Here is a 13135-nt window from a genome sequence, read left to right as displayed (position 1 = left end):
TGCCTGAAAGTGGCTCGAGTTTTATCCAACTGCCACCGGCGGCGGGTTGAGTTCGGCGAACTGGCCGTTCCAGTAGGGGTAGTAGGGATAGGGCGGCATGCGGAAGCTGGCGGCGTCCAGTTGCGCCATGTGTTCGGCGCTGAGCGTCCAGTCTGCGGCGGCGAGGTTTTGCTGGAGTTGCGCTTCATTGCGCGCGCCGATCAGCACCGTGGCGACGCTGGGGCGTTGCAGCAGCCAGTTGAGGGCGATTTGCGGCACGGGGCGGCCGGTGTCGGCGGCGATGGCGTCCAGCGCATCGGTGACGCGCCACAGGTGTTCGTCGGCCACGGGCGGGGCGAATTGCGCGGTTTGGTGCAGGCGGCTGCCTTCGGGCAGGGGCTGGCCGCGGTGCAGTTTGCCGGTCAGCCGCCCCCATCCCAGCGGGCTCCATACCACTGCGCCCACGCCCTGATCGAGCGCCAGCGGCATCAGCTCCCATTCGTAATCGCGTCCGATCAGCGAGTAGTACACCTGATGCGCCACCGGCCGCGCCCAGCCGCGGCTCTCGCTGATGCCAAGCGCTTTCATCAGCTGCCAGCCGGCGTAGTTGGAGACGCCGACATAGCGCAGCTTGCCCGCGCGCACCAAGTCGTCCAAGGCGCGCCAGGTTTCTTCCAGCGGGGTGCGGGCGTCGAAGGCGTGCAGTTGCAAGAGGTCGATGTAATCCGTGCCCAGGCGCTGCAAGCTGGCGTCCACCGCGCGCAAGAGGCGATGGCGGGATGCGCCGGCGTCGTTGACGCCTTCGCCCAGGCGCAGCGCGGTTTTGGTGGACAAGATGATTTGGTCGCGTCGCCCGCGCAGGGCTTCGCCCAGCACGCGCTCGGATTCGCCGTCGGAATAGACGTCGGCGGTGTCGAAGAAATTCACGCCCGCCTCGATGGCAATGTCCAGCAGGCGGCGCGCGGCATGGGCGTCGGTATCGCCCCAAGCGGAAAACAGCGGCCCTTTGCCGCCAAAGGTGCCCACGCCGAAGCCGAAGGCGGAAACTTTCAGGCCGGATTGGCCGAGGAAGCGGTATTGCATGGGGATGACTCCTTGGATATCAGTGGAAAAGGTTTTCAGGTGGGCGCAAGCGCTCGCGCCGGATGGCCGCCCAGGCCACAATCGTGGCCAGCAGCGGCATGACGGCAGCGAACAACGGCAGCCTGTGCAGGCCCAGCCCCTGGGCGATGACCACGCCGCCCAACCACGCGCCAATGGCATTGCCCAGGTTGAACGCGCCGATGTTGAGGCTGGAGGCCAGGCTTTGCGCCCGGCCTGCGCGTTGCAGCACCCACATTTGCAGCGCGGGCACGGTGGCAAAGGCGGCCGCGCCCAGCAGCAGAGAGAACCCTGCCGCCGCCGGGCCACTGGGCAAGGCGGCGGTCATCAGAGCCAGCACGGCGGCCAGCCCCGGCAGGCTAATCAGCAACGCGCGCGCCACGCCGCGATCGGCCAGCTTGCCGCCCGCGAGGCCGCCGATGACCATGCCCACGCCGAACAGCAGCAGGATGGGCGCGACCGCGCTTTCGGCAAATCCGGCCGCTTCCATCAGAATGGGCTGGATATAGCTGTGCACCACGAACAGGCCGCCAAAGCCCAATACCGTCATGCCCAGCCCCAACAGCACCGGCAGGCGCAGCGCTTGGCGCACCTCATCGCGCACCCGGCCCGGCGGCGCATCGGCCTGCCTGCGTGGCACCAAGGCCAGCACCACCAGCGCCGCCAGCGCGCCAATGGCGGTGACCGCCCAAAAGGTCGAGCGCCAACCGTAGTGCAAACCCAGCCAGGCTCCGGCGGGCACGCCCAGCAAGGTGGCCAGCGTCAGCCCGGTAAACATCAGGGCAATCGCCTGCGCCTGCCTGTCCGGCGGCGCCAGCTGCGCCGCCACCACCGACCCCACGCCGAAATAGCTGCCGTGCGAGAGCGCCGTCAACACCCGCGCCGCCATCAACCAGCCATAGCTGGGCGCGAGCGCGCAGGCCAGATTGCCCAGGGTAAACACCGCCATCAGCCCCAGCAGCGTGGCCTTGTGCGGCAGGCGTCGCGTGGCCAGCGTGAGCAACGGCGCGCCGAAAAACACCCCCAGCGCATAAGCGGAAATCAGCCCGCCCGCCTGCGGCAGCGTCACCTGCAACTCGGCGGCCACCTGTACCAACAGCCCCATGATGACGAACTCGGTCGTACCGATGCCGAACGCGCCAATGGTCAGCGCATACACCGCCAGCGGCAGGCGTTGAGGGGCAGAAAGCGGCATGGGCATCCTTTTCTTATCGTGGAAAAGCGCGCACTATCCGCTTTTTGATTACCCAGATAAACCGGTGTATTCTTGAATCTTTTTCAAGAAAAAATTGAAACAGGAGCCAAAATGACCACCACAGCCACCGCGAACCACCCGCGCCATCAGGCAAACGCCGTCCGCCTGCCGCAAACGCCATGAACCGCTTGAGCGACATCGCCCTGTTCCTGCAAGTGCTCGACAGCGGCTCCATCAGCGCCGCCGCGCGGCACATGGACATCTCCCCCGCCGTCGCCAGCCAGCGCCTGCAACGGCTGGAAAGCGAACTGGGCCTGCGCCTTCTGCACCGCACCACGCGCCGCCTGCACCCCACCCCGGAAGGGCTGGCGCTGGCCCAAGAAGGCCGCCCGCTGGTGGCTGAACTCGAAGCCCTCGCCAGCCGTTTGCAACAGCACAGCCAGCGCATCAGCGGCGCCCTGCGCCTCACCGCCCCGCCCTCTTTCGGCAGCCACTACCTCAACCCGCTCTTGCCCGGCTTTCTCGCCGCCCACCCGCAATTGCACATCTGCCTGCATCTGGATGACCGCCCCATCGACCTGGCGGGCGACGGCTTTGACCTGGCCATCCGCATCGGCGCGCTGAGCGACTCCAGCCTGATCGCCCGTCGTCTGGCCGACAATCGCCGCGTGCTCGTCGCCGCCCCCGGCTACCTGAAAACCCGCGGCGCGCCGCAGCGCATTGCCGACCTGGCCGAACACGACTGCCTGCTGCACCACAGCCAGCCCCGCCCGCACCACTACTGGCGCCTCATCAACCCCGAAGGCGAAGAAGAAAGCGTGCGCGTGCACGGCCGCCTGGCCAGCAACTACGGCGACGCCCTGCGCCAGGCCGCCATCGCCGGGCAGGGCATCGCCATTCACTCCCTCTGGCACATACACCAAGACCTGCGCGCCGGGCGGCTGGAGCGCGTATTGCCCGACTGCCGCCTGCCCGACAGCGGCATCTACGCCGTGATGCCCACCCGCAGCCACACCCCGCCGCGCGTGCGCGCCTTTGTCGATTACCTGGCCGAAGCGCTGGCCGGGCTTGATTGGCGTTGAGCTGAACCGCCGGCGAAGCTGCCGTCAGACTGGCGAGCGCTTAGCCGCCCGCGCGGTACAAATGCACGGGCTTTACCAGCGCGCGCTGGATGATGCCCTTGGCTTCCAGATCGAGCTGAACCGCCTTCAGCCACCAGCCCGCGGTGGCGCCACCGGGAAACAGCGCTTCTGGCAACTGCGGCAAAAGCGCCTTCTTGGCCTGCGCTACCGTGATGCCCGGCGGCTCGGGCGGAAGTACCGCCAGCAACGCCTCGCGCATGGCCAAGTATTTCGCGCGATCGACGCGGGCGGTTTTGCCCGGCATATTGATGTTTTCGATGTCGATTTTGTCGTCAGACATGCAGCTTCTCCTTGATCGCAATGGGCGGATTTTTGAAGCCCATGGCCGCCCACGCGCCGAACAGCTTGGCGTAGAACCCCAGCGATTGTTTGCGCAGATTGGGCAAGTCATCGGGCAGCGCCGAGGCATCGGCCAGATCGCTCGTCATGGTGCGCATTTGCGGCTTGGGGCGGGAAGCCGCCGGCCACAGATGCAGGTAAATATCCAGCCAGTGCGCGCCCTTGAGTTCCATGAACAGGGGCGTGTTGCAGCAGGTGGCAACCACGCGCCGGGTGCCCGCGTCGTCCGTCAGGCGAAATTCGGCCAGACGCTCAAAGCCCTCCACAAAGCGCACGCGGTCTTTGCGATACAGGGCGGTTGCCGTCGCCCCCAGGGGCGTGAGCAGGTTGTGCGCCTGCGCAAGCGTCGCCAAACGCCCGGCGGCGGCGCGGCAGCTGTTGCACAGGCATTCGGTCACCATAAACGGCGCGCCTATCACTTCCATGCGCGTCTGGCCGCAGCGGCAGGCCAGCGGGGTGGATGTGGTCATAAATGTTTCTCCTTATGTGTCAAGGGCTGCCTGAAGCGCTTTCAGGCAGCCGCTGCCAATGCGAACGGCGTCAACCGACGGCGCGGGTGAAATAGGCCAGCTGGTTTTGGTGCGCCTTGGCAAAGGCCGGGCGGGCGCTGGCGCGGGCCACGTAGTCGCGGCAGGCCGGGTAATGGGCCAGCCCGCCCAGATGGCCGACCAGGCGCAGTACGTCGCTCATGGCGATATCGGCAATCGAAAAATCCGCGCCCAGCCACTGCCGCCCAGTCAATACCGCCTCCATGCTGTCCAGACGGCGATCGCGCCGCTTTTCCAGCGCCGCCAGCCAGCCGGGCTCGTTCTGCACCCGGTTGAAATGGAAATACACCCAGGGCAGGGTCTCGATTTCCACCGAGTTGAAGGCGGCAAACAGCCAGCTGATGGCCTGCGCGCGGGCCGGCGCGGCGCGCGGCAGCAGGCGTTCGCTGTGCTCGCCCAGGTGCAACAAAATGGCGCCGCTTTCAAACAGTTCGACCTCGCCATCGCGCAAAAACGGCACCTGCCCGAAGGGCTGTTGCGCCAGATGGCTGCGCGGCTCGAAGGGCACGCTTTCTACCCGATAGGGCAGCGCCGCTTCTTCCAGCGCCCAGCGTATGCGGATGTCGCGCACGAGGCCGTGGGCAAAATCCGGCGCACGGTCAAAGGTGAAAAGCTTCATCATGGCGCGGCTCCCGGGTTAATGTGTTGTTGGCGCAAGAGCGCCATCCTGCTGCAAACAGCAGCGCGGCATTTGTCACCGAAGGCGCGCGGGCACAGAAAACAGGTTTTTCTCGGTCATATTCTGCTTGGCAAGCCGGGGATTTCATCAATCAAAGCCTGCGAACCATGATACAGCCTTCTTCATTTTCGCGGGCAATTTCAAAACCCAGTTTTTCATACATGCGCAGCGCAGGATTGGCCTTTTGAACCGATAATGAAACCTGCCTGTATCCTCGCTCTTTCAACGTCAAAAGGATTTGTTTCATAAGCGCCGTTCCAATACCCAAATTTCTATACCCCTTGAAAATCGAAATGGAAAGGGACGGGGTTTCATCATCAACATGGCCAAAATCATGGATGATACGCGTCCATACCGCCCCTACCACCCTCCCCTCGACTTCCGCCACATAACAGACATCATCTTTTCCGCCAAAATCTGCAACATATTTCTGCAAATCGGGGTGCTTTACAATACCTCTGGGCGGCACTTGCGCCCCCTCGGGAACAAAAACCGCTTCATACAGAAATTCATCCAAGAGATTGATTTCGCAACGCTTTAATTCTCTTATCTTATAATTTATGCCCGCCTCCGCCTGATGCCATTTGACCTTGAGCGTCATACCAAGTCCGCAAGATCTTCAACTTTTGATGATGCAAGCTCATTTTGAAATGGGCAAGCGATGAATCTGGCGTCTTCAAATCGGCGCGCGGTTGCCTGAATCGCTTGCAGGCAGCCGCGCCGGTCTATGGCGGCGCTTATTCGCCTTGCAGCTCGGCATTCACCTGCCACGGGGTGCCAAAGCGGTCGGTGACGATGCCAAAGCCCTTGGCCCAGAAGGTTTCGGCGAACGGCATTTGCACCTGCCCGCCTTCCGAAAGCGCGTTGAAAATGCGCTCGCCCTCGGCCAGGGTATCGACGTTAATCGCCACCTGAAAGCCTTGCATGGGCTGGAAACCGCCTTCGCTGCAAAAGGCCGGCAGGCTGTCGCTGGCGTTGAGCAGGCGTTCGCCGTTATGCATCAGCTGGCTGTGCGCGACTTTGGTTTTATCGGCTTCGGACAGCGGCGGCATGTCGGGATCGGACGGAATTTGTGCATAAGTCATGATTTCCAGCTTGCCGCCCAAGAGTTCGGCGTAAAAGGTCATGGCATCGGCGCAATTGCCGTTGAAATAAAGATAGTGGCTGATTTTCATGAGGTTTCTCCTGCGCGGGGTGAGTGGGTGCGCTTGTGGCGCGGATGAAAATGGATACGTTAGAGCAATTCCAGTTTGCCGATGCGCTCGCTTGCGCGCTGCCAGGCCGGGTCGGCCTCGATGCGGCGCACGTAGGCGGCGATATGGGGCAAATCCAGCGCGGTGCGCGACACCGCAGCCTGTAGTGGAAAGCTCATCATCACATCGGCGGCGCTGATTTCTTCGCCCAGCAGCCAGGCGCGGCCTGCCAGTTTGCTTTCGACAAATTCCAGATGCCGTTTGAGTTGCGGGTTCAAAAACGCGGCGCGCACGCCCTCGACTATCTTGCGGGCAATGGGCTTGACGAAAAACGGCATTTTGCGTGTTTCGATTTTGCGAAAGACCAGCGACATGACCAATAACGGCATTAACGAACCTTCTGCGTAATGCAGCCAGAACAGGTAATCGGGATAAATCGGGCTATCGACCGGCGGCTTCAACGCGGCTTCCTGCCCGTACCGGGTCATCAGATATTCGACAATCGCCCCACTCTCGGCCAGCACCAAGCCGTTGTCGTCTATCAGCGGCGATTTGCCCAGCGGGTGGATGCGGCGCAGGCTGTCGGGCGCCAGCGCGGTTTCGGCATCGCGCGCGATGACTTCCGCGCGATATTCCAGGCCGAGCAATTCCAGCAACCAGGCAATGCGATAGGCGCGGGATTGCTTGAGTGCGTAAAGGGTGATCATGGCAAACGCTCCTTATGGGTTTTTCAATGCCGTTTTCGGGCAGTCTGCGCGACGATGCGTTGTTCTCTGCCACAGACCTGCTTCACAAAACCGATGCAGGGCACACCCTACAGGGCAAAGTCGCTCAACGGGGATGGTCAGGCTCGCCATCCTGCCGCAAATCGCCGCACGGCATTTGTCACGGATTGCGCTGGCGCAGGTAGTCAAACAGCAGTTTGGGCATATTGACGGTGATCGGCGGGTCGCTGGGGCGCAGCGGGCGGAAGGCTAAATCAAGCGTTTGCGGTGCCGGCAGCGGGAAGGTAATCGGCTCGGGATGCAGGGCGCGCAGGCAGTGGTCGAGGCGGAAGAAATCCAGCGGGTTGAGGCTGGGGCGCATTTCACAGCCGAGCAAGTGGTAGCGGCCGTCGGGGATGTGGTCGATGACAAAGCGGCGGGTGTGAAACAGCGCCCGCCCCAGCACCGGCACACCGCGCGGAATCGGCTCGGGAAACAACCCGACAAACACCAGCGATGCCAGCCCTTCGCCCTGTATTTCCACGCTGAGCGCATGCGTTTGCGGATGGGCGGCGGGGTCGAAGCCGTGGTAGGGCAGCACCCGGGCGCGGCCGTCATGCAGCGCTTGCCGCAAGGTGGCGCTGAAGGTGGCGGCCTGTGCGCGATAGTCGCGCGGGCTTTGCCCGGTATGGGCGCGGAAGCGGTGCGCATAGGTGGCGGCGCTGGCATGGCCGGCCTCCAGTTGCGAGGCAATCACTGGCTGGCCTTGCACCAGCGGGGCAATGCCCTGCTCGATTTTCAGCGCGGCGATGTAGTCGCGCAGCGACAGCCCGGTTTCGGCGCGAAACCAGCGGCTCAGGGCAAAGCGGTTGACCCCGAAATGCGCGGCAATCTGCGCCGGCGTGGGGTCTTGGTGCAGCTGCGCACGAATGTGCGCAGTCAGGGCATCAACATCCATCATGAGCGCGATTGAAACATGACGGCCTGCGCGCTGGCAGGCCGTATGCAGCTTTAGCGCAGGTTGCCGGGCACCTCTGGCGCCTGCAAGCGCCGCAGCGGGGTGTCGGTGAGGTCGATTTCCTCGCCAAAGCGCGGGCTGTGGTTGTTCCACTCGTCCACGGCGCGCGTCAAAGCCTCGCGGCTGTCGGCGACGAAGTTCCACCACATGACGGTGGGGTGCGGCAGCGGCTCGCCGCCCAGCAGCAGGAAGTGGCTGCCGGCTTCCGCTTCGATGGCGAACTGGGTTTCGCCCGCAGCGATGAAGGCCAGCTCATCGGCGCCAAAGGTTTCACCGCCGATGCGCACCTGACCGGCAATCACCAGCACGCCGTATTCCCAACCGCTTTGGCAGGATATTGGCAGGCTGGCCTCAGCCTGGCATTGCACATCCACGCCAAGCAGTGGGCTGTGCTGCATGGTGGGTGCGGTACGCCCCTGAAAGCTGCCGGTGGTGAGGGCATAGCGCACGCCGCCTTCCTGCCAGGTGGGCAGTTCCGGGTAATGCACAAAGCCCGGCGCGATGGATTGATTCATCGGCAGGGCAATCCACAGCTGCACTGCGTGCAGGCTGCGCACCCCTTCGGGGGTCTGCTCGGTATGGGCGATGCCGTGCGCATCACCCGTGCCTGCGGTCATCAGATTGACCTGGCCTGGGCGAATCACTTGCCGAAAGCCCAGGCTGTCGCGGTGCAACAACTCGCCTTCCAGCATCCAGGTAAAGGTTTGCAGGTTGGTGTGCGGATGCGCGCCGACTTGCAGGCCGGGACTGTCCGCCTCAAAGCGAGCGGGGCCGATATGGTCGAGAAAGCACCAGGCGCCGATGGTGCGGCGTCCGGCTTGCGGCACCAGCCGGGCAACGGGGATGCCGCCAACGTCTTTGCTATGGGCGGTGAATTTTTGTGGGGTCATGTGTGCTCCTTGGCTTTGGGCTGGGGATAGAAATGGGGGAAGGCGCTGCAATTGATGGCATTGCGCCATGCAAGCCTAGTGGCCAGGGCCTGTTCACCCTATGCAAAGAGTCGCGAAGGCCTGAAAAATCGCTCCGATCAAGGCGCACGTGGCAGGGCGTATGTCGATACGCCCAAGACGGGCAACGCCGAGCGGGGGAATTTTTCATGCCTTCCCCAAGGGTTGTGGCCTGTAGGGGCCGCCCACGGCGTTGGCAATCCTCGCAAGGCATCCAGCCTTGCTGCGGTTGCCGCCTTGTGCTCGGCCCCTACAGGCCACAACGCGATCTCCTTGCCTAGGGTGAACAGGCCCTAACGGATAGGCGGCAGGTGATGGCCTGCCGCCACGCTTCAAGCCATGCGGCCAAACTTGCCACTGTTGAAGTCACGGATGGCTTCGGCGATTTCGGCCTGGCTGTTCATCACGAACGGGCCATAGCCCACCACCGGCTCGTCAATCGGCTCACCGGCCAGCAGCAGCACCTTGGCGTCGGCATTGGCCTCAATGCTCACGCCGCTGCCTTCATGCGAGAGCGTGGCCATTTCGGCCTTGCGCAGTACCTTCTCACCATTGACCAGCACCGTGCCATCGAGCACCACCAGCAGCGTGCTCCAGCCTTCGGGCTGCGCCAAGTCGGCGCTTTGTCCGGCCTTCAGGCGCACATCCCAGACGTTCATCGGGCTGTAGGTCTCGGCAGGCCCCTTGCCTTCGCCATACTGCCCGGCAATCACCCGCACCCGCCCGGCATCACCCGGCAACGCGATGGATGGGATTTGCGCATCGGTAATGCCCTGATAGTGCGCCGGGGTCATCTTGTCCTTCTTCGGCAGATTGACCCACAGCTGCACCATCTCGAATGGCCCGCCTTCGCGGCTGTAGCGCTCGGAATGAAACTCCTCGTGAATGATGCCGCCGCCGGCCGTCATCCACTGCACATCGCCACGACCAATCACGCCGCCAGCGCCAGTGCTGTCGCGGTGCTCGACCTCACCCTCATAGACGATGGTGACCGTCTCGAAGCCGCGATGCGGATGCTGCCCCACGCCACGGCGGTAGCCGCTGTTGGGCGGAAATTCGGTCGGCGCAGCATAGTCCAGCATCAGAAACGGGCTGCGGCTGGGTACATCCGCGCCGCTGTAGCCAAACATGCCGTGAACGGGAAAACCATCGCCCACCCAGTGGCGGCCAGGGGCGCTGCGGGTGTCGATCACGGTCTTGGCGGTGGTGGCAACAGTGGTCATGGCAAACATCCTTTCTGAGAGCGTGTTATGAGCTCTAAATCAACGCCGCCCAAAAGCGGCATGGGTGCAATGGTAGGGACGAATGCCTGCGGGATAAACTGGCATTTCTTCACCACATCATCCTGCGTTTGCAACAATCAGCTGCCCCATGCACGCCCCCAGTGACGACTTGTACGACCTCAACGACCTGGCCTACTTCGCCCACGTGGCCGGGCACGGCGGCTTTGCCGCCGCCGAGCGGGCCACCGGCATCCCCAAATCCAAACTCAGCCGCCGCGTGGCCGCGCTGGAAGAGCGCCTGGGCGTGCGCCTGATCCAGCGCACCACGCGCCGCTTTGCCATCACCGACATGGGCCAGCGCACCCTGCAACACGCCCGCGCCATGCTGGCCGAGGCCGAAGCCGCGCAGGCCCTGGCGCGCGAGCACAGCGGCGCGCCGCGCGGCGCGGTGCGCCTGTCCTGCCCGCCCGCGCTCTTGCACCACGCCGTGGGCCCGATGCTGGCGCGTTTTCTCAACGCCTGGCCGCAAGTCAGCGTGCAGGTGCAGGCCAGCAACCAAAACATCGACGTCTGGCAGGACGGCATCGATCTGGCGCTGCGCGTGCGCGCCCCCGGCACCCCCTTGCCGCGCGAAGAAACCCTGCGCCCGCTGGCCCTCAGCCCACACGTGCTGGTGGCCGCCCCGGCCCTGCTGGCCAACGCCGCCCCGCCCGCCACGCCCCAAGACCTGGCCCGCCTGCCCAGCGTGGCGCTGGGCAACTCGCCCGAAGAAAGCCAATGGCTCTTGAGCAGCCCCGATGGCCGCCACGCCGCCTTGCCGCTGGCCCCGCGCCTGGTGGTCAACGATGCCGACGCCCTGCTGTGCGCCGCGCTGGCCGGCGTGGGCTGCGCCGCCCTGCCCCGGCTGCTGGCGCACGACGCAATGGCGCGCGGCGATTTGCAGGAAGTGCTGCCCGGCTGGGCCCCGCCAGCGGGCCAGGTGCAGGCCGCCTACGCCACCCGGCGCGGCATGCGCCCGGCAGTGCGCATGCTGCTCGATGCGCTGGTCAGCGGGTTTGAAGAGCTGATCCGTGGCGGCCGCTGCCTACAGCCATTGGCGCCACTGACTTGACGCTGGCGCGCGCATAGCCCTTCAGGGCTTGCCCCGAGACTCGTATTCGCCATCTTGGCGCAAACGGCAAGCAGCGGTTGGGCATGGGCAGCAAGGCTGCGCCGCCCAGCCTATGGGCCGCAGAGGCCTTGTGGGCACGGCAGCGCACCCTATCCACCCAATCCGGCTTGATGGGGCCCGCCGGGCAGGGCTTTTGAGCAGCCCCTCAAACCGGCATGGCCGCATATTCGGCCATGCGCTGCTTGTAATTGTCTGGCGTGTGGCTCCAGCGGTTGGGGTCGTCGTATTCAAAATCCGCGCCCACCTCCCCGGCGCGTGAGATGCGAATCATGCATTTGAGCCAGCCGCGCCCATTGGGGTTTTCCGCTTTCATGACAGCATGCAATTTGATGAGCAAATTCAAGCGCGGCCCATCCGGCGCCACCATCAGGCAGGTATTTTGCGCGTCATACGAATATCCGCGCATGCCGGCATGGCCATCGCCCACTTCCCCAATCAGGATGATTTTCTGCCAACCCTCCTGCTCGGTGACTTCTGCATCCTGCAGCAAGGATTTGCAAAGCTCCATCAGGGCTTCGTCCTTTGTCATTTTTCCTCCATCAGATTCATGAAAACAAAGTTCAGACCGGCATGGCCGCATATTCAGCCATGCGCTGCTTGTAATTGTCTGGCGTGTGGCTCCAGCGGTTGGGGTCGTCGTATTCGAAATCCGCGCCCACATCCCCGGCGCGCGAGATGCGGATCATGCATTTGAGCCAACCGCGCCCGTTGGGTTTTTCCGTTTGCATGACCTGCTGCAAAGCGCGCAGCTTGTCCATATCAAAATCCAGCGATGGCGCTATCCATTGACATTCGCCCTGCTGGTTGTACGAATAGCCAAATGCCTTGACACTGGCGCTGGTGACTTCCGCAATCAGAATCAGTTTTTGCCAGCCTTGCTGCGCGGTCAGTTTGGCATCCTGCACGCACGCTTTGCACAAATCAATCAATGCGTCGTTCTGGTTCACGGCGCTTTTCTCCCATCGCGCAAATTAGGGCCTTGGGGGCTGGCAGCGGCGCGCGTTTTGGCGCTGCCTCGCGCAGCGCCAGCGGCCTTGGCGCGGGCCGTCGGGGTTTTGGGCTTGGCCTTGGCGGGCGCTGCGGCTTTCTTGGCCCGGGGGCGGCGCGGCGCTTTGGGCTGGGTGGCGGCAGGAGCGGCAGCGGCTGAAGCCTGGGCGGCGGCCACGTTCTGGCCGATGTCGTCCAAGGCCTTGGCGGCAATGGCCTGGAACTGCTCGGTCAGCGCGCCCCACCACTGCAGGGCCTGGGCCTGCATGTGCTGCATGGCGGCCATGCCCTCGGCCGTGGGGTTGGCGGCGTCCTCAGTTGTGCCCTCAGTTGTGCCCTCAGTTGCGCCCTCAGTCGCACTTTGGGCCGCATCGCGCGCCGCGCCGGCCCCGTCATGGACTGCGCCTTCGGCCTGGGCGGCAGAGGCAGCGCTACCCGGCGCGGGCATGTCGGGCATGGCGGCCTGGAACACTTCGGCCGAGCGCTGCGCCCCCTGCTGGATGCCTTCGCTGAAGGCCTGAGCCATCTCGCGCGCGTCGCGGTTCATGCGGCCCAGCGCGCTCAGCGTCATCTTCTGCACCTCCAGGGCCTGGATGGTGGCTTCCAGCGCGCGGCCGTTTTGCTCCAGCCAGAACTTGACGACCTTGAGCTCGTCGATGCGCTTTTGCACTTCGGCCGGGTCCATGGTCGGGGCCAGCCATTGCTGAAAGGCCGCCCCGGCTGCGCCGCTTTGGCCCTGCGCCTGGCCCAGCGCCGCCGGGGCCAGGCTGCGCAAGAAATCGAACCCGGGCACGAACCGGGTGAACTCCATCCAATTGCTTTGTTCGCTCATCGCCTCTCTCCTGCGGGCCGGCCGGTTCGCCGGCCCATACCGGCGCGAGGATACGGGACAATGGGCGCCGCTCCCAG

At 64.3% G+C, this 13135-nt stretch carries 16 protein-coding genes; 2 read left to right on the top strand and 14 right to left on the bottom strand.

What is annotated here, in order from left to right:
• Window positions 1-21: 21 nt before the first annotated feature.
• Complete coding sequence (locus CK620_RS05240) at window positions 22-1062, bottom strand: aldo/keto reductase (protein ID WP_095549401.1); 1041 nt, start codon at window positions 1060-1062, stop codon at window positions 22-24.
• Window positions 1063-1081: 19 nt separating this feature from the next.
• Window positions 1082-2281, bottom strand: a complete 1200-nt coding sequence (locus CK620_RS05235; protein ID WP_095549400.1) for an MFS transporter — start codon at window positions 2279-2281, stop codon at window positions 1082-1084.
• A 173-nt stretch (window positions 2282-2454) separates the two neighbouring features.
• Here CK620_RS05235 and CK620_RS05230 point away from each other — a divergent pair, with 173 nt between their 5' ends.
• A complete protein-coding gene (locus tag CK620_RS05230) occupies window positions 2455-3357 on the top strand; it encodes a LysR family transcriptional regulator (protein ID WP_095549399.1) in 903 nt (300 codons plus the stop codon).
• A gap of 40 nt (window positions 3358-3397) precedes the next feature.
• Here the strand turns inward: CK620_RS05230 and CK620_RS05225 are convergent, their stop codons facing one another.
• The 9 genes from CK620_RS05225 to CK620_RS05185 form a co-directional block, all read right to left on the bottom strand.
• Window positions 3398-3697 carry a DUF6958 family protein gene (locus tag CK620_RS05225; RefSeq protein ID WP_095549398.1) on the bottom strand — a complete coding sequence of 100 codons (300 nt, stop codon included), beginning with the start codon at window positions 3695-3697 and terminating at the stop codon, window positions 3398-3400.
• Window positions 3690-4226, bottom strand: a complete 537-nt coding sequence (locus CK620_RS05220; protein ID WP_095549397.1) for a GFA family protein — start codon at window positions 4224-4226, stop codon at window positions 3690-3692. Before CK620_RS05220 ends, CK620_RS05225 begins: the two co-directional genes overlap by 8 nt.
• Before the next feature lie 70 nt (window positions 4227-4296).
• Window positions 4297-4926, bottom strand: coding sequence for a glutathione S-transferase family protein (locus CK620_RS05215; protein ID WP_095549396.1), 630 nt, complete (start codon window positions 4924-4926; stop codon window positions 4297-4299).
• A gap of 148 nt (window positions 4927-5074) precedes the next feature.
• Window positions 5075-5584: a GNAT family N-acetyltransferase gene (locus CK620_RS05210; protein ID WP_238946023.1), complete on the bottom strand. Its 510-nt coding sequence runs from the start codon at window positions 5582-5584 to the stop codon at window positions 5075-5077.
• Between the two features lie 136 nt (window positions 5585-5720).
• Window positions 5721-6158 carry a VOC family protein gene (locus CK620_RS05205; protein WP_095549395.1) on the bottom strand — a complete coding sequence of 146 codons (438 nt, stop codon included), beginning with the start codon at window positions 6156-6158 and terminating at the stop codon, window positions 5721-5723.
• A 59-nt stretch (window positions 6159-6217) separates the two neighbouring features.
• Window positions 6218-6883 (bottom strand): glutathione S-transferase, encoded by a 666-nt coding sequence (locus CK620_RS05200; RefSeq protein ID WP_095549394.1) that lies wholly within the window; start codon window positions 6881-6883, stop codon window positions 6218-6220.
• Window positions 6884-7061: 178 nt separating this feature from the next.
• Entirely contained in the window at window positions 7062-7841 is a 780-nt protein-coding gene (locus CK620_RS05195; RefSeq protein ID WP_095549393.1) for a helix-turn-helix transcriptional regulator, read from the bottom strand.
• Between the two features lie 50 nt (window positions 7842-7891).
• Window positions 7892-8788, bottom strand: a complete 897-nt coding sequence (locus tag CK620_RS05190; protein WP_095549392.1) for a pirin family protein — start codon at window positions 8786-8788, stop codon at window positions 7892-7894.
• A gap of 389 nt (window positions 8789-9177) precedes the next feature.
• Window positions 9178-10068 (bottom strand): pirin family protein, encoded by an 891-nt coding sequence (locus CK620_RS05185; protein WP_095549606.1) that lies wholly within the window; start codon window positions 10066-10068, stop codon window positions 9178-9180.
• Between the two features lie 169 nt (window positions 10069-10237).
• Here CK620_RS05185 and CK620_RS05180 point away from each other — a divergent pair, with 169 nt between their 5' ends.
• The gene (locus CK620_RS05180) at window positions 10238-11179 is read left to right on the top strand and encodes a LysR substrate-binding domain-containing protein (protein ID WP_095549605.1); all 942 of its coding nucleotides are present in this window, start codon (window positions 10238-10240) and stop codon (window positions 11177-11179) included.
• Window positions 11180-11384: 205 nt separating this feature from the next.
• Here CK620_RS05180 and CK620_RS05175 read toward each other — a convergent pair whose 3' ends face one another.
• Genes CK620_RS05175 through CK620_RS05165 form a run of 3 tightly spaced genes read right to left on the bottom strand, consistent with a single transcriptional unit; the run spans window position 11385 to window position 13058 of the window.
• Window positions 11385-11768 (bottom strand): hypothetical protein, encoded by a 384-nt coding sequence (locus tag CK620_RS05175; protein ID WP_095549391.1) that lies wholly within the window; start codon window positions 11766-11768, stop codon window positions 11385-11387.
• Window positions 11769-11799: 31 nt separating this feature from the next.
• A complete protein-coding gene (locus CK620_RS05170) occupies window positions 11800-12186 on the bottom strand; it encodes a hypothetical protein (protein WP_095549390.1) in 387 nt (128 codons plus the stop codon).
• Entirely contained in the window at window positions 12183-13058 is an 876-nt protein-coding gene (locus CK620_RS05165; protein ID WP_095549389.1) for a PhaM family polyhydroxyalkanoate granule multifunctional regulatory protein, read from the bottom strand. The genes CK620_RS05170 and CK620_RS05165 overlap by 4 nt, the downstream gene beginning before the upstream one ends.
• Window positions 13059-13135: the final 77 nt, after the last annotated feature.

Origin of the sequence: Vandammella animalimorsus (assembly GCF_002285285.1) — a bacterium.
In the GTDB taxonomy this organism is placed as follows: domain Bacteria; phylum Pseudomonadota; class Gammaproteobacteria; order Burkholderiales; family Burkholderiaceae_C; genus Lampropedia; species Lampropedia animalimorsus.
The sequence above is the reverse complement of the archived record's forward strand: the minus strand, read 5'-3'. Positions and strand labels throughout refer to the sequence as shown.